Raw genomic sequence first — 26,101 nt, forward strand, 5'->3', positions numbered from 1 at the left:
TTTCCGGCGGTTCCGACTCTATCAGATCCTTTCGGCGTCTGATTCCCAGTCAGAGGGGGTTGTCTTCCCGGCCCGCTGGGCCGTTCCGACGTCTCGAACCTTAGCGGATCATCCCCGGCAGTTCCTAATCGGACCGCCGGTTCCCATTCGAATCGAATTCGGACACGCCGAAATCAATCCCAGAGGATGGTCGTACTGGTGGTTTGGATGCCGCTGTTGCGGCGACATGCCGCCTCGGAACTGTTACGGCTCCGGGGCAGACCTAAGACTGTACGGATCTGCCGCAGGGGCTGTCAACACTCCCTGTCAAGATTTTTTCGAGTGGGTGTTCTTCCCCGGCGACGCACTGGGGCCCCTCGACCGATGTAGAGGGGCCCCAGTGCAGGTCAGCGTGTTGTGGATCAGACCTCGACGACGACCGGAAGGATCATCGGGCGCCGGCGGTAGGTGTCCGAGACCCACTTGCCGAGCGTCCGCCGGATGAGCTGCTGGAGCTGGTGAGGCTCCACGACGCCGTCCTGGGCGGACCGCTCCAGCGACTCGGTGATCTTCGGGAGGACCTCCGCGAAGGCACCGTCGTCGATGCCGGAACCACGGGCCTGGATGTGCGGACCGCCGGTGATCTTGCCGGTGGACGCGTCCATCACGACGAAGACCGAGATGATGCCCTCGTCGCCGAGGATCTTGCGGTCCTTCAGCGCGGGTTCGCGCACATCCCCGACCGAGAGGCCGTCGACGTAGACGTATCCGGCCTGGACCTTGCCCGCGATCTTCGCCTTGCCCTCGACCAGGTCGACGACCACGCCGTCCTCGGCGATGACGATCCGGTCGTGCGGGACGCCGGTCGCCGCGCCGAGCTCGGCGTTGGCGCGCAGGTGGCGCCATTCGCCGTGCACCGGCATGAGGTTCTTCGGGCGGCAGATGTTGTAGAAGTACAGCAGCTCGCCCGCGGACGCGTGGCCCGAGACGTGCACCTTGGCGTTGCCCTTGTGCACGACGTTGGCGCCCCAGCGGGTGAGGCCGTTGATCACGCGGTAGACCGCGTTCTCGTTGCCCGGGATGAGGGACGAGGCGAGGATGACCGTGTCGCCCTCGACGATACGGATCTGGTGGTCCCGGTTGGCCATGCGGGACAGGGCCGCCATCGGCTCGCCCTGCGAACCCGTGCAGACCAGGACGACCTTGTCGGCCGGCAGGTCGTCGAGCTGCTTGACGTCGACGACCAGGCCCGGCGGGACCTTCAGGTAGCCGAGGTCGCGCGCGATGCCCATGTTCCGGACCATGGAACGGCCGACGAACGCGACCTTGCGGCCGTACTTGTGGGCGGTGTCCAGGATCTGCTGGATGCGGTGCACATGGCTGGCGAAGCTCGCCACGATGATGCGGCTGCGCGCGCCCGCGAAGACGTTGTCCAGCACGTTGGAGATGTCACGCTCGGGCGGGACGAAGCCGGGTACCTCGGCGTTCGTGGAGTCCGAGAGGAGGAGGTCGATGCCCTCCTCGCTCAGGCGCGCGAAGGCGTGCAGGTCGGTGAGCCGGCCGTCCAGCGGGAGCTGGTCCATCTTGAAGTCGCCGGTGTGCACGACCATGCCGGCCGGGGTGCGGATGGCGACCGCCAGAGCGTCCGGGATGGAGTGGTTGACCGCGACGAACTCGAGGTCGAAGGGGCCGACCCGCTCGCGGTCTCCCGCCTCCACCTCCAGGGTGTACGGGCGGATGCGGTGCTCCTGGAGCTTGGCCTCGATCAGCGCGAGGGTCAGCTTGGAACCGATCAGCGGGATGTCGGGCTTCTCGCGCAGCAGGTAGGGGACCGCGCCGATGTGGTCCTCGTGGCCGTGTGTGAGAACGATGCCCTCGATGTCGTCGAGGCGGTCCCGGATGGAGGAGAAGTCCGGCAGGATCAGGTCGATGCCGGGCTGCTCCTCCTCGGGGAAGAGAACGCCGCAGTCGACGATCAGCAGACGGCCGCCGTATTCGAAGACGGTCATGTTCCGGCCGATCTCACCGAGACCGCCGAGGGGTGTGACGCGCAGGCCGCCCTTGGCGAGCGGCGGCGGCGGGGCCAGTTCAGGGTGCGGATGACTCAAAAGACTCTCCTGACCACACGCGCCACGTACCGGAGGGCACGTGGCGCGCATGACGTTCAGTGCGTGCGGTTGTCGTTGAGGGGGCGGGACGCCGGTGCGCCCGCTGTGCTGTTGTGTACTGCGGTTGTGTGGCTCGGATGGTGCTGAAGTCTGGTGTCAGAGCTGTACCCCGCCGGCAGCAAGATCGATCTTGAGCTGCGCGATCTCCTCCGGCGAGCACTCGACCATGGGGGCGCGCAGCGGACCGGCGGGCAGGCCCAGGAGGGCGAGCGCGGCCTTGGTGGTCATGACGCCCTGGGTGCGGAAGACGCCGGTGTACACCGGGAGCAGCTTCTGGTGGATCTCGGCGGCCTTGACGACGTCGCCCGAGGTGTAGGCGTCCACGAGGGCGCGCAGTTCGGGGGCGACGAGGTGGCCGACGACGGAGACGAAGCCGACGGCGCCGACGGAGAGCAGGGGGAGGTTCAGCATGTCGTCGCCGGAGTACCAGGCGAGGCCGGAGCGGGCGATGGCCCAGCTCGCGCGGCCGAGGTCGCCCTTGGCGTCCTTGTTGGCGACGATCCGGGGGTGCTCCGCGAGGCGGACCAGGGTCTCGGTGCTGATCGGGACGCCGCTGCGGCCGGGGATGTCGTAGAGCATCACCGGGAGGCCGGTGTTGTCGGCGACGGCCGTGAAGTGGCGGTAGAGGCCCTCCTGCGGGGGCTTGTTGTAGTACGGCGTGACGACCAACAGGCCGTGTGCGCCGTCGCGTTCGGCCTGGCGGGCCAGTTCGAGGGTGTGGTGGGTGTCGTTGGTGCCGACTCCGGCCACGACGCGGGCGCGGTCGCCGACCGCTTCCACGACGGCTCGTACGAGGTCCGATTTCTCCGCGTCGCTGGTGGTGGGTGACTCGCCGGTGGTGCCGTTGACGATCAGGCCGTCGTTGCCTGCGTCCACCAGGTGGGCGGCGAGCCGCTGCGCGCCGTCGAGGTCGAGTGCGCCGTCCGCCGTGAAGGGCGTGACCATGGCGGTGAGGACCCGCCCGAAGGGGGTCTGCGGAGTGGAGGTCGGAGCCATGGGTGACACGCTACTCGGTACTCGATCCATGGTCTGCCCGCGGGGTGTCGGGAAAGTCAGGACAAACGCGGGTCAAACTCCTGAGCGACAAGGAGCCCGGCACTGCCTGCTCGGGGGTTCAAGCAGTGCCGGGTCCGTTTGATCAGGCTAGATGAACTTCTCTAAATGCCGCAATACGGACACTTCGGGAGGCTGAACCGTACATCCGTTCCGCGCAGGGGAACAGGGTTACGGGGCGACCCGGCCGTTGGCGTTGAAGGCGGCGTAGGTGAGCGGCATCAGACGCGCCCACTCGGCCTCCAGCTTCTCCCCCACCATCTCGATCTCCCGCTGCGGGAAGGACGGCACCCTGGCCAGCTCGTGCTGGGTGCGCAGGCCCAGGAAGTGCATCAGGGACCGGGCGTTGCAGGTGGCGTACATCGAGGAGTACAGGCCCACCGGGAGGGCCGCGCGGGCGACCTCGCGGGCGACTCCCTCGGCGAGCAGCTTCTGGTAGGCGGCGTACGCCTGCTCGTAGGACTCCGTCAGGGTGTCGCGCACCGCGTCGTACTGCGCGGGGCTGCCCTCGACGAAGACGTACTTGCCCGGGCGGCCCTCCTGGACCAGCTTGCGGGAGGTGTCGGGGACGTAGAAGACCGGCTGCAGCTCCCGGTAGCGGCCCGACTCCTCGTTGTAGGACCAGCCGACGCGGTGCCGCATGAACTCGCGGAAGACGAAGATCGGGGCGCTGATGAGGAAGGTCATCGAGTTGTGCTCGAAGGGACTGCCGTGCCGGTCCCGTACGAGGTAGTTGATGAGGCCCTTGGAACGCTCGGGGTCCTTCTGGAGCTCGTCCAGGGACTGCTCACCCAGGGTGGAGACACGGGCGGCGAAGAGGACATCGCTGTCAGACGCACTGGATTTCACCAGTTCGACGGTGACGTCGCTACGGAGCGTGAGCGGCTCGGGGGTGGTCACAAAGGTCCTTCCATCACTTCTGAGGTTCGCAGCCACCATACGGGGCACGCGCACCGGTCGGGGCAACACCTCATCTCAAAGATCGCATGCAGCGGTTTTCCGGACATGGGCACCTTTTGTGTCACTCGGTCGTCTGAAGGGGTGAGGTCGCAGACCCCCGGAAGGAGACCCACCCCAGATGTTCCGTCGTCGTGAGCCCGTACCCTTCGCCTTCGTCGCCGAGGCCGACAGGTTCCGCGGCAATGTCGCTCCCCCGCCGCCCGAGCGCGTGTCCCGCGCCGAGCGGGCCGGGCGGTCGCTTCTCATGCTGACGCTCGCCGCCGGGATAGTGGGGGCGCTGGTGCTGGGCATGCCCGCGCTGTCCACTCCGGCCGAGCCGCCGGCAGGTCAGTCGCAGGCGGCGCAGGGCCACTGACCCTTGTGGCCGCCCACGGCTGGTGAGCCCCGCCACAGGCGGATAGCCTCACCGGGCACAAGCCCGTGCGAGGACCTTGCGAGGAACAGCCGTGCCCCTGCCCTTCCTGACGGCCGACCGCGTTTTCGAGGCGGCCGACGACAGCTCGCTCCCCTATGACGACCGGGACCGCTGGCGGCGTCCGTACCGTCCCGGCCCGTGGCGGGTGGGCGGAGCGGCGCTGGGGCTGCTGTTCTCCTCGTTCGTGCTCTTCGGGGCCGTGCTCACCGCGCTGACCGGCACCACGACCTCCGCCGGGATCACCTTCGTGCTCGCCGCGGCGATCGTCGTCGGCGCGCTCCGCGTGCTGCGCATGGGCGTCTGGGTCAGCCCGCTCGGCCTGCGTCAGGTCGGCTTCCTCGTGACGCGCACGGTGCCCTGGGAGCGTGTGGTCTCGCTGCGGACGGCGCAGCAGCCGGTGCGCTGGCTGGGCCTGCCCCGCACGGTGCAGGGGCAGGCGCTGACGCTGGTCCGCAACGACCGCGCCCCCGACGACACTCCCCCGCTGCTGACCACACACACCCTGGACTTCCTCAACCGCCCCGCCGGGTTCGACCGGGCCTCGGACACGATCGAGACGTGGGCCGCGGAGTACCGGCGCGGCTGAGAGGTCAGGCCGGGATGCGGCGGCCGTCGTGCAGGGCGATGGCGCGCTGCATCGCCTTCCGGGCGCGCGGGGTGTCGCGGGCGTCGTGGTAGGCGACGGCGAGCCGGAACCAGGTACGCCAGTCGCCCGGGGCGGCCTCCGTCTCGGCCTTGCGCCGGGCGAACACCTCGTCGGCCGAGTCGCGGTCGATCCGGCCGTCCGGGGTGCGGCGCAGCTCGTCGACGGGCAGGCCGCCCTCGGCCTCCAGTTCGGCGGCGAGCTGGTTGGCCCGGCGGACGAACTGCGTGTTCTTCCAGAGGAACCAGACGCCGATGACCGGCAGGATCAGCACGGCCACGCCGAAGGTGACGGTGAGGAGGGTGCCCGACTGGATGAGCATCACGCCCCGGCTGCCGACCAGGACGAAGTAGAAGACCAGGACGGCGGCCGTGACGAGGTAGGTGATCTTCGCGCGCATGAGGTGGGGGTACTCAGCCCAGGTCCAGGAAGTGTTCGAGGCCGAAGGTGAGGCCCGGAGCGGACCCCACCCGGCGCACACCGAGCAGGATGCCCGGCATGAAGCTGCTGTGGTGCAGCGAGTCGTGGCGGAGGGTGAGGGTCTCGCCCTCGCCGCCGAGCAGGACCTCCTGGTGGGCCAGGAGGCCGCGCAGCCGGACCGCGTGCACGGGCACCCCGTCCACGTCGGCGCCCCGGGCGCCGTCCAGCGCGGTGACCGTCGCGTCCGGAGCCTCGGCGGTGCCGGCCGAGCGGCGGGCCTCGGCGATGAGCTGGGCGGTGCGGGTGGCGGTGCCGGAGGGGGCGTCCACCTTGTCGGGGTGGTGCAGCTCGACGACCTCGACGGACTCGAAGTACGGCGCGGCGATCTGCGCGAACTTCATGGTGAGGACGGCGCCGATGGAGAAGTTCGGGGCGATGAGCACGCCCGTCTCCGGAGACTGGCCGAGCAAGCTCCTGAGCTGCGCGAGGCGCTCGTCGGTCCAGCCGGTGGTGCCGACGACCGCGTGGATGCCGTGGCGCACGCAGAAGTCGAGGTTGCCCATGACCGAGGCCGGGGTGGTGAGGTCGACGGCGACCTGGGCGCCGGCGTCCACCAGCGTCTCCAGCTTGTCGCCCCGGCCGAGGGACGCGACCAGCTCCATGTCCTCGGCGGCCTCGACCGCCCGTACCGCCTCGGACCCGATACGGCCGCCTCCGCCGAGGACCGCCACGCGCAGCTTGCTCATCTCTTCGTTTCCTTACCGCAGTTGAGGGGCCGGAGGGTCAGGCGACCGTGTCGTTCAGCCGGGCTGCCTGCTTGTCCTTCAGCGGGCCTATGACCGACAGCGACGGGCGCTGTCCCAGGATGTCGCGGGCGACGGAACGGACCTCGTCCGGGGTCACCTCGCCGATCCGGGCCAGCATGTCGTCGACCGACATGTGGTCACCCCAGCACAGCTCGCTCTTGCCGATACGGTTCATCAACGCGCCGGTGTCCTCCAGGCCGAGTACGGTGGCGCCCTTCATCTGGCCGATGGCCCGCTTGACCTCGTCGTCGCTGAGGCCGTTCGCGGCGACCTGGTCCAGTTCGTCCCGGCAGATCTTCAGGACGTCGTGCACCTGGCTCGGGCGGCAGCCCGCGTACACGCCGAACAGGCCGCAGTCGGCGAAGCCGGAGGTGTAGGAGTACACGCTGTAGGCCAGGCCGCGCTTCTCCCGGACCTCCTGGAAGAGCCGGGAGGACATGCCGCCGCCGAGGGCGGTGTTGAGCACGCCCATGGCCCAGCGGCGCTCGTCGGTGCGGGCGAGGCCGGGCATGCCGAGGACGACATGGGCCTGCTCGGTCTTGCGGCCGACCAGTTCGACGCGGCCCGCGGTGCGGATGGTGCGGCTGCCGTCGCGCGGGGCGACGGGCCGGGCACCGTTGTCCCGCAGGGCGCCCGACTTCTCGAAGGCGGCGCGTACCTGGCGGACGACCTTGGCGTGGTCGATGTTGCCGGCGGCCGCGACGACGAGGTGGGTCGGGTCGTAGTGCTTCTTGTAGAAGCGGCGGATGCGGTCTGCGGTGAGGGCGTTGACGGTGTCGACCGTGCCGAGGACCGGGCGGCCCAGCGCGCTGTCGCCGAACATGGTGTGCGCGAACAGGTCGTGCACGCAGTCGCCGGCGTCGTCCTCGGTCATGGCGATCTCTTCGAGGATCGCGCCGCGTTCGACGTCGACGTCCTCCTCGCGGATCAGCGAACCGGTCAGCATGTCGCACACCACGTCGATGGCGAGCGGCAGATCGGTGTCGAGCACGCGTGCGTAGTAGCACGTGTACTCCTTGGCCGTGAACGCGTTCATCTCGCCGCCGACGGCGTCGACCGCGGCGGAGATGTCGAGGGCGGAGCGCCTGTCGGTGCCCTTGAAGAGCAGGTGCTCCAGGTAGTGCGTGGCGCCGTTCAGCGCCGGGGTCTCGTCGCGGGAGCCGACGTGCGCCCAGATGCCGAAGGTGGCCGAGCGCACGGAGGGCAGCGTCTCGGTCACGATGCGCAGGCCGCCGGGGAGGGTGGTCCTGCGTACGGTGCCGATGCCGTCTCTGCCCTTGATGAGGGTTTGGGTACGGGCGACGGCCCGCGCCTCCGAGGAGGTGCGGGCCGTCGCCTTGAAGCTACGGGACGTCACTGGTCGGCGTCGTCCTTCTTGTCGTCCGAGCCGTCCTCGCCCTCGATCACGGGGATGAGGGAGAGCTTGCCGCGGGAGTCGATCTCGGCGATCTCGACCTGGACCTTCTGGCCCACGCCGAGGACGTCCTCGACGTTCTCCACGCGCTTGCCGCCGGCGAGCTTGCGGATCTGCGAGATGTGCAGCAGTCCGTCCTTGCCGGGGAGCAGGGAGACGAACGCGCCGAAGGTGGTGGTCTTCACGACCGTACCCAGGTAGCGCTCGCCGACCTCGGGCATCGTCGGGTTGGCGATGCCGTTGATCGTGGCGCGGGCGGCCTCGGCGGAGGGTCCGTCGGCGGCACCGATGTAGATGGTGCCGTCGTCCTCGATCGTGATCTCGGCGCCGGTGTCCTCCTGGATCTGGTTGATCATCTTGCCCTTCGGGCCGATGACCTCACCGATCTTGTCGACCGGGATCTTGACGGTGATGATCCGCGGGGCGTGCGGGGACATCTCGTCGGGCCGGTCGATGGCCTCCATCATCACGTCGAGGATGTGGAGACGGGCGTCGCGGGCCTGCTTGAGGGCCGCGGCCAGGACGGACGCCGGGATGCCGTCCAGCTTGGTGTCGAGCTGGAGGGCGGTCACGAAGTCCTTGGTGCCGGCGACCTTGAAGTCCATGTCGCCGAAGGCGTCCTCCGCACCGAGGATGTCGGTGAGGGTGACGTAGTGCGTCTCGCCGTCGGCCTGCTCGGAGATCAGGCCCATGGCGATACCGGCGACGGGGGCCTTGAGCGGCACACCGGCGTTCAGCATCGACATGGTGGAGGCGCAGACCGAGCCCATGGACGTCGAACCGTTGGAGCCGAGGGCCTCGGACACCTGGCGGATCGCGTAGGGGAACTCCTCGCGCGTCGGCAGCACCGGCACGAGGGCGCGCTCGGCGAGGGCGCCGTGGCCGATCTCGCGGCGCTTCGGGGAGCCGACGCGGCCGGTCTCGCCGACGGAGTACGGCGGGAAGTTGTAGTTGTGCATGTAGCGCTTGCGCGTCACCGGGGAGAGGGTGTCGAGCTGCTGCTCCATGCGGAGCATGTTCAGGGTGGTGATGCCCAGGATCTGGGTCTCGCCACGCTCGAACAGCGCCGAGCCGTGCACGCGCGGGATGGCCTCGACCTCGGCGGCGAGCGTACGGATGTCCGTGACGCCGCGGCCGTCGATGCGCTTCTTCTCCTTGATCACACGCTCGCGGACCAGCTGCTTGGTCAGCGCGCGGTAAGCGGCGGAGATCTCCTTCTCGCGGCCCTCGAACTCCGGCAGGAGCTTCTCGGCGGCCAGACCCTTGACGCGGTCCAGCTCGGCCTCGCGCTCCTGCTTGCCGGCGATGGTGAGCGCCTGGGCGAGCTCGGGCTGCACGGCCTTCTTCAGCGCCTGGTACACGTCGTCCTGGTAGTCCAGGAAGATCGGGAACTCGCCCTCGGGCTTGGCGGCCTTGGAGGCGAGGTCCGACTGGGCGCGGCACAGGACCTTGATGAAGGGCTTGGCGGCCTCGAGACCGGCGGCCACGACCTCCTCGGTGGGCGCCTCGGCGCCGCCCTCGACCAGCTTGATCGTCTGGTCGGTGGCCTCGGCCTCGACCATCATGATCGCGACGTCGCCGTCCTCCAGGACGCGGCCGGCGACCACCATGTCGAAGACTGCGTCCTCGAGCTCGGTGTGCGTCGGGAACGCGACCCACTGGCCGCGGATCAGCGCGACGCGGACGCCGCCGATCGGGCCGGAGAAGGGGAGACCGGCGAGCTGCGTCGACGCGGACGCGGCGTTGATCGCCACGACGTCGTACAGGTGGTCCGGGTTGAGCGCCATGATCGTGGCGACGACCTGGATCTCGTTGCGCAGGCCCTTCTTGAAGGACGGGCGCAGCGGGCGGTCGATCAGGCGGCAGGTGAGGATCGCGTCCTCGGAGGGGCGGCCCTCACGGCGGAAGAAGCTGCCCGGGATCTTGCCGGCGGCGTACATCCGCTCCTCGACGTCCACCGTGAGGGGGAAGAAGTCGAGCTGGTCCTTGGGTGCCTTGGAGGCGGTGGTGGCCGACATCACCATGGTGTCGTCGTCCAGGTACGCGACGGCGGAGCCGGCGGCCTGCTTGGCCAGGCGGCCCGTCTCGAAGCGGATGGTGCGGGTGCCGAAGGAACCGTTGTCGATGACGGCCTCGGCGTAGTGGGTCTCGTTCTCCACTAGCGTTCTCTCCTCGTCTTCGTCCCGCTCGCCCGTGTGGCGGGGGGACGGTGGTGGGAGACGCGCTCCGTCTTGTGCGGGCCGGTCTTCGATCGAAGCACCCAGGGTCTCTCTTCGCCCTGGGAGCCACTACCGAGGACCGGCGGCGGCGCGGTGCGCGTCTCCTCGTTATGTGTCGTACGTGATGCGTTGTGCCAACACCCTACAAAGGGGGAGTGACGGTCCGCACGTTTCCGCACCTGCGGCCGGTACGGGCGGTCGGCCCGTACAGCAAAAAGGAGCGGCTCCCGACAGGATCGGGAACCGCTCCCCCATGGCGACTTACTTGGCGCCGGCCGCACCGCGGCGGATGCCGAGGCGGTCGACCAGGGCACGGAAGCGCTGGATGTCCTTCTTGGCCAGGTACTGCAGCAGCCGGCGGCGCTGGCCGACCAGGATCAGCAGACCTCGGCGGGAGTGGTGGTCGTGCTTGTGGGCCTTGAGGTGCTCGGTCAGGTCGGAGATCCGGCGCGACAGCATGGCGACCTGGACCTCGGGGGAGCCGGTGTCGCCCTCCTTCTGGCCGAACTCGGCGATGATCTGCTTCTTCGTAGCGGCGTCGAGAGACACTCGTACTCCTCATGGTGGTTGCCACCGAGTGCCCCCGGTCTGAATCTCGGGGGAGCTTCCGTTACTCGGGAGGCGGGGACTCGCTGAGCGCGGCCACCGGAGCGAGTGCTCCAGGGGTGCGTACACGAACGGCCGTCACTCAGGGTACCAGGGCCGTCCGGGGCCTCTTCACGGCGCCTGTCCGGCCCTCTTCACGGGACAGCCCTTAGCCGACCATCGAGCGTACGTCGGCGAGGACGCCGAGGGTGGCGAGGCACAGGGGGGCCAGAGCGAGCAGGACGGCGCCCTCTGCGAGATCGAGGAAGCGTCCCCAGAAGGGTGACAGGCCCTTGGCGGGGACGATCAGGCCGATGGCGGTGACCAGCACGGCGCCGGCGGCGGCCGCCGCCGTCAGCCAGGCGGTGCGCAGGTCGAGGGCGCCGCGGTCCTGGTGCAGCACGAAGTCGGTGAGGGCCGCGTGGGGCGGGTTGAGGGCAAGGCCGAGCAGCAGCAGCGCGACGGCGGCGAGTCCGGCGGCCAGCACGCAGGACACCTGGGCGGTGTAGCGGAACAGCCGGGCGCGGATCAGCATGGCGAGGCCGGTGGTGAGCGCCAGGAGCTGCCCCCAGACGTTGTCGCAGAAGCCGAGGACGGCGGCGGAGGCGACGACCAGGGCCGCCGTGCCGCCGACGAGCCCGAGCAGCATCTCGTGCCCGCGCCGGGCCTGGGCGGCGACGAGGTCGGCGTCGAGCGGCTCGGCGTCGGTGGCCTGCGCGGACTCCGGGTCGAAGGTGTCGTCCGTGGCGGAGTGCGGCGAGGCGTAGCCGATGGGCAGCCGGGCGAATCGCGCGGAGAGACCCGGCAGGAAGGCGACCATGCCGATGGCGACGGGGGCGCACACGGCGGCGGTCGCGGTGGCGGACGCGCCGGCGAGCAGGGCCACGAAGGTGGCGACGGTGCCGACGGTGGCCAGGAAGGAGGCGGCGACGAAGGGGGCGTCCCCACCGGGCGTGAGTGCCACCAGGACGACCGAGGCGATGAGCACGGCCACGCAGCCCAGCATGAACTGGAGCTTGCCCGGCCCCTGGGCCGCCGGTGCGCCGACGACCCCGGAGCCGGCGATCATCAGCAGCGGCAGCGCGCCGAGCCCGACGGCGACGGCCGCGCCCCGGTCGGCGTACACCCGGGCGCGTACCCCGGCAAATGCGGTGAGGAGCACGCCGAGACCGCCGGCGATGACCCCCGGCAGACCGTGCATGTCGTGGCGGACCGGGTCGGCGTACCAGAGGACGAAGCCGGTCAGCAGGACCAGCAGGGCGCCGCCCGCGAGCCCGGCGACGCGCAGCAGGTCCTCGCTCCACAGGTGCCGGTCGCGGACGACGGCGGAGGCCACGGCGTCGGAGACGTCGTCGTAGACGGCGGGCGGCAGGGACTCGGCGAAGGGGCGCAGGCTCAGCACCTCGCCGTCCAGGACGCCCTCGTCGGCGAGGGTGCGGGCGCTGTCGAGCACACGGCCGTCACGGCGGACCAGGTGGTAGCCGGCCGGGGTGCCGACCGCCTGGGTCTGGCCGGTCAGCCGCAGTATCTCCGGGTAGATGTCGGCCACGGCGATGTCGACCGGGAGCGCCACGTCGATGCGGCTGTCGGGTGCCACGACCGTGACCCTGCTGAATCCCGTCGCCGCTGTCGTAGTCACCTTCACAGACCCCCTGTTCGCGGATGCGCACGCTGCGGGCGTCACCCTACCGGGGCCCGGTGTCAGTGGTGACCAGTAGGATCGCCGGCAAGCGGAGGACGACCGTCGCCACGGGGGTGCCGGTGATCAACCGATCGTCCGCGCAGGAGGATTGACGCTCCGGTGAGCCAGCTCGTCATCAAGCGCCCGCCTCGTGCGCTGCCGCCCGAAGTGCCCTCGGAAGAGGTGCAATTGGAGGCTCCTCCCGAGCTGCCTCGCGGGCAGCAGGAGGGCATGCTGATGCAGGTCCTGCCGACCCTCGGCATGGGCTCCTCCGTGGTGTTCTACTTCGCATCCCCGAACGCCCATCCGTTCATGCGGATCATGGGTGTGGTCATGCTCGTGTCCACGGCCGCGATGGTCGTGTCCCAGATCGTCCGGCACCGTCGCGGTACGCAGGGGCAAATGGCCGACGTTCGTCGTGACTACCTCCGTTACCTGGCCCAGACGCGGCGCGCGGTACGGAAGACCGCCCTGCGTCAGCGGGACGCGCAGCTCTATCTGCACCCCGCTCCCGAGCAGTTGTGGTCGCTGGTCGCCGAGGGCAGCCGGGTGTGGGAACGGCGGGTGGCGGACGAGGACTTCGGGCAGGTCCGGATCGGCCTGGGCCCGCAGCAGTTGTCCACTCCCCTGATGGCGCCGCAGACCGCGCCGGTGGACGAGCTGGAGCCGCTGTGCGCCGGCGCCATGCAGCGTTTCCTCTCGGTGCACGGCCAGCTGGACGGCCTTCCGGTCGCGCTGTCGCTGCGCGCCTTCTACCACGTGACGGTCTCCGGCGACCCGGAGCACGCCCAGTCCGCCGCACGCTCCCTGGTGGCGCAGGCGTCGACCCTGCACTCCCCCGAGGACCTGATCGTGGCCGTGGTGGCCTCGCGGGGCGCGGCGGAGCGCTGGGACTGGACGAAGTGGCTGCCGCACTGCCAGTTGCCGGGTCAGTTCGACGGCGCCGGCACCCGCAGGCTGTTCAGCGACGACCTCGGTGAGCTGGAGCAGTTGCTGGCCGGCCGGCTGGAGGAGCGGCCCCGGTTCAGCCGGGGCGGCCAGCCGCTGCTGGACCAGCCGCACATCCTGGTGGTCCTCGACGGCGGCATCGTGCCTCCGTCGTCGGTGTTCGCGGCGGCCGAGGGTCTCCAGGGCGTGACGATCGTGGAGGTCGTGTCCGGCGAGCTGGACACCCCGCGCGGTGACCTATCCGTCGTGGTGCGCCCGGACCGGCTGAGGCTCGACTCCGGGGGCGACGTGGCCTTCGAGGGCACCCCGGACGGGCTGCCGCTGCCCGGCGCCGAGGCGCTGGCCCGGCAGCTCGCCCCCTTGCGGATGGGCGGCGGGGACGACGACGAACCGCTGCTGTCCAACCTGGACTTCACCGACCTGCTCGGCCTCGGGGACGCCGCCGCGGTGGACGTACGGCGCACCTGGCGGCCGCGCTCCATGTCTGAGCGGCTGCGGGTGCCGATCGGCGTCGGCGAGGACGGCCAGCCGGTGATGCTGGACCTCAAGGAGGCCGCGCAGGACGGCATGGGCCCGCACGGCCTGTGCGTGGGCGCGACCGGATCCGGCAAGTCTGAGCTGCTGCGCACCCTGGTGCTGGGGCTCGCGGTCACGCACTCCTCGGAGACGCTGAACTTCGTCCTCGCGGACTTCAAGGGCGGCGCGACCTTCGCGGGCATGTCCCAGATGCCGCACGTCGCGGCCGTGATCACCAACCTCTCCGACGACCTCACCCTGGTCGACCGCATGGGTGACGCTATCCGGGGCGAACTCCAGCGCCGTCAGGAGCTGCTGAGGGCGGCGGGCAACTACGCGAACATCCACGACTACGAGAAGGCGCGCGCGGCCGGTGCCCCGCTGGAGCCGCTGGCCTCGCTCGTCCTGGTGATCGACGAGTTCAGCGAACTCCTGACCGCCAAGCCCGACTTCATCGACATGTTCATCCAGATCGGCCGGATCGGCCGCTCGCTGGGCGTGCACCTGCTGCTCGCCTCGCAGCGGCTGGAGGAGGGGCGGCTGCGCGGCCTGGACACGTACCTGTCGTACCGGGTCGGTCTGCGGACGTTCTCCGCGGCCGAGTCGCGGGCGGCCCTCGGTGTGCCGGACGCGTACCACCTGCCGTCGGTCCCCGGTTCCGGGTATCTGAAGTTCGGCACGGACGAGATGACGCGCTTCAAGGCGGCGTACGTCTCGGGCACCTACCGCGCGGGCGGCACCGAGGTCGGTCAGGGCAGCGCGCCCGTGGAGCGGCGTCCGGCGCGGTTCACGGCACTTCCGGTGCCGACGGCGTACGCGGCGCCCGACCCGGCCGAGCAGCGGGCGCGGGCCGCGCGCGCGGAGGACGACGCGCTGGCGGACACGGTGCTGGACGTGATCGTGCAGCGCCTCGACGGCCAGGGTGTGCCCGCGCACCAGGTGTGGCTGCCCCCGCTGGACGAGGCGCCGGCGCTGGACCACCTGCTGCCCGCCCTGTCGGTGTCGCCCGAGCGGGGTCTGCACGCTCCGGAGTACCAGCGCGCGGGCGCGCTGACCGTGCCGCTGGGTCTGATCGACAAGCCCTTCGAGCAGAAGCGGGAGGTGCTGTACCGGGACTTCTCCGGCGCGGCCGGCCACATGATGGTCGTCGGCGGTCCGCAGTCCGGCAAGTCGACACTGCTGCGCTCGCTGGTCGCGTCGTTCGCGCTCACGCACACGCCGCTGGAGACGCAGTTCTACTGCCTGGACTTCGGCGGTGGCGGCCTGTCCTCCCTGGCCGGCCTCCCGCACGTGGGCGGGGTCGCGTCCCGGCTGGACCCGGAGCGGGTGCGCCGTACGGTCGCCGAGGTCGCGGGCATCCTCAACCGCCGCGAGCAGTTCTTCCGCACCAACGGCATCGATTCCGTCGCCACCTACCGCAGGCGCCGCGCGGCGGGCGAGCTGCCGGGCGAGGCGTGGGGAGACGTCTTCCTGGTCATCGACGGCTGGGGCAATTTCAAGACGGAGTACGAGGGTCTGGAGGGTGTCGTCAACGACATCGCGGGCCGGGGTCTCGGTTACGGCATCCATGTCGTCGTCTCCGCGTCGCGCTACATGGAGCTGCGCGCGGCCCTCAAGGACCAGATCCTCAGCCGGCTCGAACTGCGGCTGGGCGACCCGATGGACTCCGAGTTCGACCGCAAGGTCGCGGTGAACGTACCGGCGGGCGTGCCCGGCCGCGGCCAGGTCTCGGAGAAGCTGCACTTCATGACGGCGCTCCCCCGTATGGACGGCTCCTCGTCGGCGGGCGATCTGTCCGAGGCGACGGCCGCGCTGGTCCAGCGGGTCAAGGCCGGCTGGGCGGGTCCCGCCGCTCCGACGGTGCGTCTGCTGCCGCGCAAGCTGCCCGCCGACCAGCTTCCCAAGGGCTTCGAGTTCCCGCAGGCGGGCATCGCGATCGGCATCGACGAGGCCGACCTGGAACCGGTCTTCGTCGACCTGGACACCGACCCGTTCTTCCTGGTCTTCGGGGAGAGCGAGTCCGGCAAGACGAACCTGCTCCGGCTGATCGCCAAGCAGATCGCCGAGCGGTACACCCCGGCCGAGGCGCGCATCGTCGTCGGCGACTATCGGCGCACCATGCTGGAGGCGGTCGGGGAGGAGCACCTGCTGGAGTACGCGCCGATGGCCTCGGCCATGCAGGTCCACATGGACGCGATCCGGCAGTTCATGGAGATGCGCGCGCCGAAGCCGGACATCACGCCGCAGCAGCTGCGCGACCGCAGCTGGTGGACCGGCCCGCAGCTCTTCGTCATCATCGACGACTACGAGCTGGTGGCGACCAACTCCGGCAATCCGCTGAGCCAGTTGGTCGAGCACCTGCCGTTCGCGCGGGACGTCGGCGTGAAGTTCATCATCGCCCGCAGCCAGGCGGGGGCCTCGCGTGCCATGTACGAGTCGTTCATGCAGCGGGTGAAGGAGCTCGGCGCGCAGGGCGTCGTCCTTTCGGGCGACCCCAGTGAGGGCGACATCCTCGGCACGGTGCGGGCCCGTCCCATGCCACCGGGCCGTGGCGTGTTCGTTTCCCGCAAGCGCGGAACGTCCCTTATTCAGCTGGGGTTGCTTCCGCAACGCCATTAGAGTGATCGATGGAAACCACTCCCCGTTCCTCCGTTCGAACGAGCGAAGGGACGGGGATGACACGGGGAGAACGGGGAGGCGGCTGAGGTGACTTCGGACGGGGGCGCCAAGGTTCCTGACACGGGGACCGGCTTCGACAGCCTGGCAGGGGTGAATCCGGCGATGGCGCTGGACATCCAGCACAGCGCCATGAAGAGCTTCAAGAAGAGGGTCGACGCGCTGCTGGTCGAACTGGACAAGTCGGAAGCGGCACCGGGCAAGGTCGGCGAGGACCGGCTCCCGCGCGCCAAGCTCGGGGCGTCCAACTTCAAGGAGGCGCAGTTCCTCCACGACTCGTACACCATCGTGCACGACGAGTTGGAGAACCTCTCCAAGGCCCTCAGCGCCCAGATCGAGAGCATGAGCCTCGCCGTCCACGCCTCCCGCGTGGGCTACAAGAACCTCGACGACGACATCAAGACACGGATGCGGGAGGTGAACGCGGAGGCGGAGAAGTACTACGACGCGGCGCGGGATCCTTATGCGCGGGGTGCGAAGGACTCGACCGGCGAGTCGCGCACCGAGAACGTCAGGGAGGGATGGTAGTGACCGAGCAGCCGAACCAGCCCGAGCCGAAGCTCAGCCGCACGGATTTCGAGTCCATGACGCACGAGCAGCTTGCGGCCATGCTTGAGTCCGCGGACGTGGCCTCCGCGTCTCTGCTCTCCCTGAAGCTGTCCAGGGCCGCGACGACGATCAGTGAGATCGGCGACGGCCTGATGAAGCACGTCAAGGAGTTGGAGTGGCAGGGCAAGGCCGGCGACTCGTTTCGTGAGTGGGGCGGGCACACCGCCAGTGCCACGCTGCACCTCGGCCAGTACGCGGAGGCCGCGTCCGATTGGTTGGCCACGGTCTCCCAGGCCATCGCCGACGCGAAGCTCTCCATGCCGGACGTCTCGGAAACGACGCACGCGAAGGCAGCTTTGGCCAACGCCCACAAGACGATCGACATGGCGAAGCAGCCGGGCATGCGGAACGATCCCGACGCCCGTAAGGAGGCCGCCACCGCTCATACCGATGCTGCCGACGCCCAGGCCTACATCGACGCGACCCGCGAGGCAGCGATCGCGCAGATGCGGAAGCTGGCGGGGACGTACGAGCACTCGGCCATGCAGGTGAACAGCCTGACGCCGCCCACGTTCGCACCTGCGGCTGGGCGGGGGGCTCCCGATGCCTGGTGGGTTGACGACAAGAAGACAACCCTGGGCAACGGCACCGAATACTCCGGGCACAGCTCTCCTGAAGCTTCCGGTTCTACGGCTCCCACGCGGGGTTCCCGAAGCGGCGCCCAGCTTCCTGGCGTGCACCATGTTTCGGCAGCCTCTTTGCTTGAAGACACGGTGCGCCCAAGCCGCCACGTCGCTGCTCCTTCCGAACCCGTCTCTCTGAACATCGACAGCGCCGGCACGCTCCCGCGCACGTCGACACCGCCCTTCACCACGGCGGCGTCCGGTCCGGCTCTGCCGCCGCGTGAGGTGTCTCCCTCAGGGCTGCCCACAGCCTTGCCGCCGACCTTTGCCGGAAGTGGCCGCCTTCCCGGTGCGGAATTCCCGTCGCGTGCACCAGGCATCGGGAGGCTCCCGCAGGTACCCGGCTTGGCGAAGCCCATCGAGGGCGCGCCACGCATGCCTCGGGAGTCAGGAATCGTCGGAGGACGGCCGGTCAGCGCAACAGGTCGCCCGGCGAACGGGATTCCGCGGGGAACGGTCATCGGAGGCGAGAACGCACAGGGCCGTGCCCCGCTTGGTCGCGCCGTCTCTTCCGGTTCCATGGGAGGAGCTCGCCCCTCAGGAGCCATGGGCGGCTCCGGTCGCAGGCTCGCGTCCGAGACCGGCGGTGTCCTCGGTGGGCGCTCCGGCCAGCCGGGGCGCTCCGGTGGCCGTCCCTTCACCTCGGGGGGATCCGGGCTGGTCCGCCCGCCGGCCAAGGGCTCCGACAAGGTGCAGGGTTCGCAGTTGGGCCGCACCGGTGCCGCGTCACGGTCCGCCGACTCCCGCAAGCCGGGGGAGCAGCCAGGCAAGCGGCCGGACTACCTCGTGGAGGACGAGGAGACCTGGACCAGGGACGGACGCCGGACTCTTCCCCCCGTGGTCGACTGAGCCCGCGCCCCATCAACCCCAGGAAGACACATGCGTACCAGAGGCATGCAGCACCATCGGATCACCTCTATAGCATCGGCCGCTCTCGGCTTGCTGCTCGTCGGGCTCTCGACCGGTCCCGCTCAGGCGGAGACGATCCGGGCACGGCAGTGGTACCTCGATGCCATGCACGCGCCGGAGATGTGGAAGACCAGCACGGGGCGCGGTGTCACGGTGGCCCTCATCGACTCCGGGGTCGATGACTCGCTTGCGGACCTCAAAGGGCAAGTCCTGGACGGGAAGGACTTCTCCTCATTGCGCGGCGACGAACACACCGACGTCGCGGATCACGGCACTTCCATGGCCGCGATAATCGCGGCGACTGGAGCCCTCGGAGGGGTGGACGCGTCCTACGGACTCGCACCGGGCGCGAAAATCCTTCCCATCCGGATGCTCGACAGTCAAGAGGTCAGCGGGCCACTGGACGCCGCTACGGAGTACTCGGAGAAGTTGACACAGGCAATCCGCTACGCCGCCGACTCCAGGGCCCAGATCATCAATATGTCGATGGCCCTGAGCGACGCACCTGGTCGCCACGACGTCGGCACTCCCGAGCTGGCTGCGGCCGTCCGATACGCCCTGTCCAAGGGGAAGCTGCTCTTCGCAGGGGTCGGCAACAGAGGCGACAAGGAGAACCTTCCGTCCTACCCAGCCTCAACCCCCGGCGTAGTCGGGGTGGGAGCAGCAGACAAAGACGCCACCGTGGCTGCGTTCTCCCAGCGGGGGCCTGAGGTTGACATGGTCGCTCCCGGCGTGGACATGGTGCATGCCTGTGCCTCGGCCACTCAGCTCTGCAAGACGCAAGGCACCAGCGACGCCACCGCGATCGCCTCAGCCTCCGCCGCTCTGATCTGGTCGGCGCACCCCGACTGGACCAACAATCAGGTTCTGCGCGTCATGCTGAAGACACTGGGCAAATCCGCGGATGGCTCCAAGAGGAACGATGCCCTCGGCTACGGTGCCGTCCGCCCCCGGCGCGCGTTCACCGAGCCTGTGGACCCCGGCCCGGCCGACGTCTACCCCCTCCCCGACCTGGCCGCAGCAGCCGCCAAGTCCCCCTCCTCCAAGGCACCCAAGCCCACGGCCCCCGCCAAGCAGGAGAAGGCGGCGCCGCAGTCGAGTGAAGGCGGAAGCGCCCTCCTCTGGACCGGCGTAGGCGTAGCGGCCGCGCTGCTGATCGGCGCGGTGGTCACCGTCGGCGTACTCCGCTCCCGTCGCCGGACGCCCGTGGCACCGCCGCCGCCCGCCTATCCCCCGTATGTTCCGACCCCGGCGGACCCGCAGCACCGCACGGAGCAGAAGCCGTGAGCGGGCCAGTACCAACGGACCCGGAGAGAGAAGACGTACATGTCGTTCGATGAGATGTGGGGACAGGCGCGTCACACCGCTGCGGCCCGGCAGCAGAGCAGTACGCGGCTCAATCACGTGGTGGCAGGAGACGCGGGCGAGGGTGCCTCCGACTACACCGTCACTTCGCCGGACCTGAAGGCCGTGGGGAACGACGCGCAGGAGTTGTTTCACCACCTCGAGACCGACGCCTTCCACGCAGGCGCCGCCACCGGCACGGCCTCGACCCAGTTGACCGACGACGGGTTCAAGACCGGCTCCGCGTTGTACTCCGCGTGGGACACGTGGCGTTCGCAGGCGGAGGCGCTGCTCAGTGCGTGTGCGCACATCCATAACCACTTGGAGGACACGGTGTGGACGCACAAGAACTATGAGGAAACCCTCAAGACGAATCTTTCTGTCGAGGAAATCGACAAGCATTTCAAGTAAGGAAACCTGAGCATGGTCGCGTTCGACGATCTCCTCCATGCCCGTCTGGGCAGCATGCAGGACGCCGTGAACGACTGGACGGAGACCGTCAAGAAACTGAAGGTGCTGCAAGAAAAGGCCGAAAAGGGAATGCAGCACAGGGCGGAGAAGGCGGACTGGAAGGGTCAGAACGCCGGCGTAACCCGCTCTTTCATCAAAAAGACCGCCAAGGAGTTCGGCGACGCGGCCAAAGAGGCAGAAAGCATCCGGAACATCCTCCGGGACGCGCATCAGGAATTCAAGTCCGCGAAGAACAGGCTCCGGAGGATCGTGGACGATGCTCCGGGCAAGGGCATCCATATCAATTCGGATGGGACGGTGATCCATCCCAGCCGGCGCGCGAAGAACTACAACGGACCGGAGCCGAAGCAGGCGGACTTCGACCACGTTCGCAGCGGCATCAAGGAGGCCGTGAGCGCGGCGACGGAGGCGGACGAGACCGCTGCGCGCGCCCTGCGGACGCTGACCGGTAAGGACGACAACAACTTCTCCGGCACCGAGTACAAGTCCCTAAAGCAGGCGGCTCACGTCCAGGACGCCGAGGACGCCAAGGCAGCAGCGAGGCTCGTCGCCAAAGGGGACGACGCGTCCTCCGAGGAGATCACCCGCCTGAATAAGTATTTCACGGACAACAAAGGTGACGCGTACTTCGCTGAGCGCTTCGCACTAGAGGTCGGAGTGAAGGGCAATCTCGACTACTGGGTCGACATGGGTGACCCCTTGGACGGTTCGCGTCTCGCGCTCGACCACCAGAAGCAGATCAAGGAACTTCAGCAGAACTGGAGCATGACGCTGGCCGAGGCGACCCACTCGCACAGTCCGGCCATGGAGCGGTGGAAGTCCGATGTCATCAACTCCGGCACCGACGTGGTGCAGGGCCGTGGGACATCTGCCCACGGCTTCCAGGTGATGAGCAACCTGATGCGGCACGGTTCGTTCGACACCAAGTTCCTGAAGGACTATGGGACCGCGGTCACGGTGGCCGAGAACAAGATGACGCACAACGGAGCCTTGCGGCCGGGGCAGGTCTGGAACGTCGCGATGGGTACGCCGCCTCGTCTGAACTGGGAGGGCACGGACCTCGGACGCGATCCCATGGCCGGCTTCATGGAGGCGCTCGGGCACAACTCCGAGGCGTCTACCGACTTCTTCAACAGCAAGATCGACGTCTCCGGGGAGCACAAGCCCGTCGATGCCTTCAGGTACTTCACGAAGGAGCGGGCATGGATCGAGGACGTGCACAAGGACGGTTACGGGCCCAAATACGGCTACGACAGCCTCGGGCACGCCCTGGAGTCCGCGGCGACCGGCCACGCTTACGACGCACCGGCCGAGGGACTCAAGGACACACGGACGCTGGACAACGCGAAGGTGGTCCAGAAGATCGTGGGGTTCTACGGCAGTGATCCCAAGTACTCGCACGAGCAGGGGATCTCGGACAGCCTGGGCAAGATCGGCAGCGCGTACATCGACGAGTTCGATCGCTCCATGGAGCAGGACGACCCGGAGTCGAGGCGCGAAATCGATAACTCGCCGTTCGGGGCCAACCTCGCGAACGGCACCTCTCGCTTCGGGGTGGAGTACAACGACAACCTGATCTTCAAGAGCGGTGACGCCACGAACTTCATGAGCATCGTTGCGCAAAGCAAGGAAGGCCATGCTGCTCTTTCCGCTGCGCAGACCGTGTATACCGCGCACACCCTCGGGGTGGTCGGACCTGAACCCGGCTCGGCGGAGATCAAGAACACGGACATGACCGACGCTCACACTACGGTTCGTGTCGGTGCCGAAATCCACGGAATTCTCGATCATTCGCGCATGGGACAGATTGATCAGGACTACGAGAAGGATTCAGAAGAGAAGAAGAAGGCCATCGCCGAGTCCACTGAGTGGATCAAGTTCGGCACCGAGGCGGTAGTGGGGGGAGGTATCTCCATCGCCACCGAGGGCGTAGCCAGTCCGTTTGTTCCTCTGATCGCGGACACCGTTGGGAGTGCGGTAGTGAGCGGCCTCGGGATGTATGCGGACAATGCGGCTGAAAGTCATGCCGAGAACATGGACAAGGAACTGAAGAAGAAGTACGACGATCTCCAGTCGGATGCTTTGGCCCAAGGGAAGGCGTACACCCGCCTTCCAGTCACCGCGTACGCCAGCGCCCCCGGATGGAGTGAGGAGAACAGTAATTTCATCCGGGAAGACCTGACAGGCGTACTGAAGAGCTCCCGCGTCCAGTTCACCGACTCCGATCTTCCTGACCCATACAAAAAGGACGACTGATGCTGCGCAGTCTGAGATCCGCAACGGTAGCCCTCACCCTGCTGGGGGCGATTTCCGCGTGCAGCGGAGGCGTCCAAGAAGATGACGAAGGAGTTCAGGCCAGTGAGGTGTGTGGGAAGTTTGCCTATGCGCCCTCTATAGCATCCACGTTGACGAGACTGGCTGGCGCGGAGCGTTTCAGCGAGAGTGGTTCTGAACCGGAGAAGGCGCTGGCGACTCTGCGCGCTGCGGACGGCAAAGTCGATGACGCGGAAATGGATGGGGTGCCGAAGTGCCTTCTGAGGCCGCCGTCGGGCGGTGATCGCCTCGTCACGCTCTCCTTCCGAGAAGCCGTGGTTATCCTGAAGGCGAACCCCGAGTCCGAGAAATCCTACACGTACTACCGTACCGGAGCGTCTGCGTCGGCCTCGCACCGGTGGGCCACGATCTACTTCCGGTGCCACATGAGCAAACCCAAAAAAAGCTTCATCATCAACGCCAGTTTGGAGCGCGAAAGCAACGTCAAGCTGTCGGGTAAACAGGAGGTCGACGACCAGATGCTCGTCACGAACGCGGCCGCGAGAGACGTCGCCCAGCAGCTCGGCTGTCAGGAGACCAACCTGTCCGAAGGGGCACCGGAAGCCGTCTCCGGGGTCTACGGCCCCCGCTGAGCCTGCCTCTTTCGAGTGAAACGCCAAGGGGCGCCCCGCACACGCGGGGCGCCCCTTGGTTGAGTCCCGGCTCGGCTCAGCCCATCAGCATCCGGAACCGGGCCGCGTTGCCCTTGTCCGTGTCCTGGTAGCCGACGACGGAGTCGTCGAGGAGCTTGGCGATGCGGGCGAGCTTGTGGGTCATCTGGTCCATCTGCTCGCTGCTGTCGCGCTGGATCTCGGCGTAGGCGGTCTTCGCCTCGCCCTCCCAGGTCTCGGCGACGGCCTTCACGCGACCCATGAGGGTGTCGAGCTGTTCGGAAAGGTTCTTGGCCGTGTTGCGGACGTCGCTGGCGGCCTGGGTGACGGTGTCGTAATTGACTGCGGTGCGGTCTGCGGAGTAGCTCATGATGCGTTTCTCCCTCGTGGATGCGGCCGGGAAATCAGGCGAGGTCGGTGATGCTGCTCTTGACCTCGTAGGAGTTGTCGACCTTGCGGATGTCGGAGATCCGCTCCTGCTCCTGGTCGGTGAACCCGCCGACGCTCGCCCGCATCGCCTCCTCCAGGTCGACGAGGTCGTCCTGGAGCTTCTTGAGGTTCCTGTTCACACCCTGCTGGACGGTGTCGAACTCCTTGCCCGCCGCGCCCTTCCAGCCGGCCTGGATCATGTCGACGACCCGGTTGAGGGACGTCACGCGCTCGCTCACCGTGTGGTGGAAGTCCCTGATGTCGTTCGCGAGTCCGGTGAGCGCGTGTGCGCTGAGGTCAACGCCCGAAGCCATACGTTCTTGCCCTCCTCTTGCTGCGACGGTGACCTTCACCACCGCGACGGGTCCGCCGGAACCGATGTCCCGGCCCTCCTGGCGGGCAAGACCTGCTGCGTGTTCACGCGCCGCGTGGCCGCAGCGTCGCACCGCCCCCGTGCGGTACCACAGTCGTGGCACCCGAAGTCACTCTAGTCATTCAGCGTGGCCCTTCCAACTGCAAAGTCAACATACGGGAGTTCCGGCAACCGGTACCGTGGCCGCAACTGCCTGAACACAGCGTGGGAAAGAGGTCGCCGCGTCATGACGGAGACGGCTGAGGAGATGAAGGCGCGCAAGGATCGTGAGCGCGACGAGCTGTACGCCCTCGACATCTCCGGCGTCACCTGGCACTGCGCGCCCGGCGCGGAGGAGCACGAGGAGCGGGTGGAGATCGCCCATCTCCCCGACGGCGCCGTGGCCATGCGGTCCTCGCTCGAACCCGGGACCGTGCTGCGCTACACGGCGGCCGAGTGGCACGCCTTCGTACTCGGCGCACGCGACGGGGAGTTCGACCTGACGCCCACCGAGCGCAACGGCGGTCTCGGCGCCGTCGAGGAGTCCGGGAGTGAGCGGGAGGCCGCCTCCGACTAGCGGCAGTCGGTGGGAGGGCCCCCGGGGGGCCTACACCCGTTCGCACCGTCCCCGCGCGCCGGCGACGACGCCCGCGGCCGCTCCGCGCGGCGAAGGCCCGCGGTGTCCGTCCCGCGTCCTGTCAGCGCTCGGACGGAGGCGGGCCGAAGCTCACGCCCCGGGGCCCCTCCGGCGGCGGCGCAGGTCGCGCGTGACGATGGCGGTGCCCGCGATGACGGCGACCAGGACGACGGCGACGCCGAGCGCGTAGGTCGCGTAGCGCCGGTCGCGCTCCTCGGGGGACTCGGCCAGCGAGAAGGGCGCCACGTCGGGCACGGGGGCCTTGGACAGGCCGGGGTCGGGCGTGGGGCTGGCCGGTGCGGCGGCGAGGTCGGAGTCCTGGACGGCGCGTACGGGGTCGACGACGCCCCAGCCCACGAAGTTGTCGCGGCCGTTGACCGAGCGCTCGGCGGTCTGCTCGATGCGGGTGACGATCTGGGCCGGGCTCCAGTCGCGGTGCTTCTCCTTGAGCAGCGCGGCGACTCCGGCGACGAAGGGTGCCGAGAAGCTGGTGCCGTTGTCGGTGCACTGGCCGCCGCCCGGGACGGTGGACAGGATGTCGACGCCGGGTGCGGCGACGCCGACGAAGGAGCCCGCCTGGGAGAAGGGCGCGCGTTCGTTGTTGCGGTCCGAGGAGGCGACGGCCAGGACGCCGCGGAAGGCGGCCGGGTAGGTGTTCTTGACCTTGCCGTCCAGGCCGTCGTTGCCCGCGGAGGCGACCACCACGATCCTGCGCGCGATGGCCCGTCGCACGGCCTCGGCGAGGGCGGAGGTGCCGGAGAGCGGCTTGGTGGTGTCCTGGGAGATGTTGATGACGTCGGCGCCCTTGGCCACCGCGTGGTCGATCGCCCTGGCCATGGAGTCGGAGTCGCCGCTGCTGCGGGCGTCGTTCTGCCGGATCGGGATGATGGTGGCGTTGGGGGCGATCCCTACGAACCCGGTGCCCGCGCGGGGGCGGGCCGCGATGATCCCGGCCACCTTGGTGCCGTGGCCGACCTGGTCGTCTGTGGGATCGGCGCCCTTGCCCCGGGTCAGGAAGTCGCGGCCGAGCGCCTTGTCGACGGCCGGGGTGAGCTGGGGGTTCTTGGTGTCGACGCCGGTGTCGATGACGGCCACCCGGACGCCTCTGCCCTTGTCGGTGCCGCGCCACAGCTCGTCCAGCAGCACGCGCTGGAGAAACCAGGGCGTGCCCTTGACGGTCTTGGCGGGGAAGGTGCACTCGCCGCTGCCGTCCAGGTGGAAGGCGGGAGCGGGCGGGGCGGCACCGAGGGTGGTCAGCAGTACGGCGGCGGTCAGCAGGGTTGCCTTCGCGGGCAGCACTCCTACGGCGCTCCTCATCGT

Annotated in this window: 22 protein-coding genes; 10 read left to right on the forward strand and 12 right to left on the reverse strand. The window is 68.9% G+C overall.

Going from position 1 to position 26,101, the window contains the following annotated elements:
- Window positions 1-401: 401 nt before the first annotated feature.
- The 3 genes from ACWCV3_RS26110 to thyX form a co-directional block, all read right to left on the reverse strand.
- On the reverse strand, window positions 402-2,087 hold the full coding sequence (locus ACWCV3_RS26110) for a ribonuclease J (RefSeq protein ID WP_451228854.1): 1,686 nt from the start codon (window positions 2,085-2,087) through the stop codon (window positions 402-404).
- A 156-nt stretch (window positions 2,088-2,243) separates the two neighbouring features.
- Window positions 2,244-3,143, reverse strand: a complete 900-nt coding sequence (gene dapA, locus ACWCV3_RS26115; protein WP_361665298.1) for a 4-hydroxy-tetrahydrodipicolinate synthase — start codon at window positions 3,141-3,143, stop codon at window positions 2,244-2,246.
- Between the two features lie 228 nt (window positions 3,144-3,371).
- Window positions 3,372-4,139 (reverse strand): FAD-dependent thymidylate synthase, encoded by a 768-nt coding sequence (gene thyX, locus ACWCV3_RS26120; RefSeq protein ID WP_451228962.1) that lies wholly within the window; start codon window positions 4,137-4,139, stop codon window positions 3,372-3,374.
- A 139-nt stretch (window positions 4,140-4,278) separates the two neighbouring features.
- On the opposite strand from thyX, the gene ACWCV3_RS26125 reads away from it, so the two are divergent.
- Window positions 4,279-4,515 carry a hypothetical protein gene (locus ACWCV3_RS26125; RefSeq protein ID WP_451228857.1) on the forward strand — a complete coding sequence of 79 codons (237 nt, stop codon included), beginning with the start codon at window positions 4,279-4,281 and terminating at the stop codon, window positions 4,513-4,515.
- A gap of 91 nt (window positions 4,516-4,606) precedes the next feature.
- Window positions 4,607-5,161 carry a hypothetical protein gene (locus ACWCV3_RS26130; RefSeq protein WP_451228860.1) on the forward strand — a complete coding sequence of 185 codons (555 nt, stop codon included), beginning with the start codon at window positions 4,607-4,609 and terminating at the stop codon, window positions 5,159-5,161.
- Window positions 5,162-5,165: 4 nt separating this feature from the next.
- Here ACWCV3_RS26130 and ACWCV3_RS26135 read toward each other — a convergent pair whose 3' ends face one another.
- The 6 genes from ACWCV3_RS26135 to eccD form a co-directional block, all read right to left on the reverse strand.
- Window positions 5,166-5,618, reverse strand: a complete 453-nt coding sequence (locus ACWCV3_RS26135) for a hypothetical protein (RefSeq protein WP_451228863.1) — start codon at window positions 5,616-5,618, stop codon at window positions 5,166-5,168.
- A gap of 13 nt (window positions 5,619-5,631) precedes the next feature.
- Complete coding sequence (gene dapB / locus ACWCV3_RS26140; RefSeq protein WP_451228866.1) at window positions 5,632-6,384, reverse strand: 4-hydroxy-tetrahydrodipicolinate reductase; 753 nt, start codon at window positions 6,382-6,384, stop codon at window positions 5,632-5,634.
- Window positions 6,385-6,421: 37 nt separating this feature from the next.
- Window positions 6,422-7,801: a M16 family metallopeptidase gene (locus tag ACWCV3_RS26145; protein ID WP_451228869.1), complete on the reverse strand. Its 1,380-nt coding sequence runs from the start codon at window positions 7,799-7,801 to the stop codon at window positions 6,422-6,424.
- Window positions 7,798-10,017 (reverse strand): polyribonucleotide nucleotidyltransferase, encoded by a 2,220-nt coding sequence (locus ACWCV3_RS26150; RefSeq protein ID WP_451228872.1) that lies wholly within the window; start codon window positions 10,015-10,017, stop codon window positions 7,798-7,800. The genes ACWCV3_RS26145 and ACWCV3_RS26150 overlap by 4 nt, the downstream gene beginning before the upstream one ends.
- Window positions 10,018-10,338: 321 nt before the next feature.
- Window positions 10,339-10,626 (reverse strand): 30S ribosomal protein S15, encoded by a 288-nt coding sequence (gene rpsO, locus ACWCV3_RS26155; RefSeq protein ID WP_030816847.1) that lies wholly within the window; start codon window positions 10,624-10,626, stop codon window positions 10,339-10,341.
- Window positions 10,627-10,831: 205 nt separating this feature from the next.
- Entirely contained in the window at window positions 10,832-12,301 is a 1,470-nt protein-coding gene (gene eccD, locus ACWCV3_RS26160; protein WP_451228875.1) for a type VII secretion integral membrane protein EccD, read from the reverse strand.
- Between the two features lie 162 nt (window positions 12,302-12,463).
- Between eccD and eccCa the strand changes: the two genes are divergently transcribed.
- The 7 genes from eccCa to ACWCV3_RS26195 all read left to right on the forward strand — a co-directional run bounded on the left by eccCa (window position 12,464) and on the right by ACWCV3_RS26195 (window position 23,345).
- A complete protein-coding gene (gene eccCa, locus ACWCV3_RS26165; protein ID WP_451228878.1) occupies window positions 12,464-16,426 on the forward strand; it encodes a type VII secretion protein EccCa in 3,963 nt (1,320 codons plus the stop codon).
- Between the two features lie 87 nt (window positions 16,427-16,513).
- A complete protein-coding gene (locus ACWCV3_RS26170; protein ID WP_451228881.1) occupies window positions 16,514-17,011 on the forward strand; it encodes a hypothetical protein in 498 nt (165 codons plus the stop codon).
- Complete coding sequence (locus ACWCV3_RS26175; RefSeq protein ID WP_451228884.1) at window positions 17,005-18,564, forward strand: WXG100 family type VII secretion target; 1,560 nt, start codon at window positions 17,005-17,007, stop codon at window positions 18,562-18,564. The genes ACWCV3_RS26170 and ACWCV3_RS26175 overlap by 7 nt, the downstream gene beginning before the upstream one ends.
- A 30-nt stretch (window positions 18,565-18,594) precedes the next feature.
- Window positions 18,595-19,911 (forward strand): type VII secretion-associated serine protease mycosin, encoded by a 1,317-nt coding sequence (gene mycP / locus ACWCV3_RS26180; protein WP_451228887.1) that lies wholly within the window; start codon window positions 18,595-18,597, stop codon window positions 19,909-19,911.
- Window positions 19,912-19,950: 39 nt separating this feature from the next.
- The gene (locus ACWCV3_RS26185; protein ID WP_451228890.1) at window positions 19,951-20,379 is read left to right on the forward strand and encodes a hypothetical protein; all 429 of its coding nucleotides are present in this window, start codon (window positions 19,951-19,953) and stop codon (window positions 20,377-20,379) included.
- 12 nt (window positions 20,380-20,391) lie between these two features.
- Entirely contained in the window at window positions 20,392-22,695 is a 2,304-nt protein-coding gene (locus tag ACWCV3_RS26190) for a hypothetical protein (protein WP_451228893.1), read from the forward strand.
- Window positions 22,695-23,345: a hypothetical protein gene (locus tag ACWCV3_RS26195; RefSeq protein ID WP_451228896.1), complete on the forward strand. Its 651-nt coding sequence runs from the start codon at window positions 22,695-22,697 to the stop codon at window positions 23,343-23,345. Before ACWCV3_RS26190 ends, ACWCV3_RS26195 begins: the two co-directional genes overlap by 1 nt.
- Window positions 23,346-23,421: 76 nt before the next feature.
- Here ACWCV3_RS26195 and ACWCV3_RS26200 read toward each other — a convergent pair whose 3' ends face one another.
- Window positions 23,422-23,733: a WXG100 family type VII secretion target gene (locus tag ACWCV3_RS26200; protein ID WP_451228899.1), complete on the reverse strand. Its 312-nt coding sequence runs from the start codon at window positions 23,731-23,733 to the stop codon at window positions 23,422-23,424.
- A 34-nt stretch (window positions 23,734-23,767) separates the two neighbouring features.
- Complete coding sequence (locus ACWCV3_RS26205; protein WP_164187685.1) at window positions 23,768-24,106, reverse strand: WXG100 family type VII secretion target; 339 nt, start codon at window positions 24,104-24,106, stop codon at window positions 23,768-23,770.
- 285 nt (window positions 24,107-24,391) lie between these two features.
- On the opposite strand from ACWCV3_RS26205, the gene ACWCV3_RS26210 reads away from it, so the two are divergent.
- Window positions 24,392-24,721, forward strand: a complete 330-nt coding sequence (locus ACWCV3_RS26210) for a DUF397 domain-containing protein (RefSeq protein ID WP_451228902.1) — start codon at window positions 24,392-24,394, stop codon at window positions 24,719-24,721.
- 150 nt (window positions 24,722-24,871) lie between these two features.
- Here the strand turns inward: ACWCV3_RS26210 and mycP (ACWCV3_RS26215) are convergent, their stop codons facing one another.
- A complete protein-coding gene (mycP, locus tag ACWCV3_RS26215) occupies window positions 24,872-26,098 on the reverse strand; it encodes a type VII secretion-associated serine protease mycosin (protein WP_451228905.1) in 1,227 nt (408 codons plus the stop codon).
- Between the last annotated feature and the right edge of the window lie 3 nt (window positions 26,099-26,101).

This window comes from Streptomyces sp. NPDC001781, assembly GCF_053596035.1.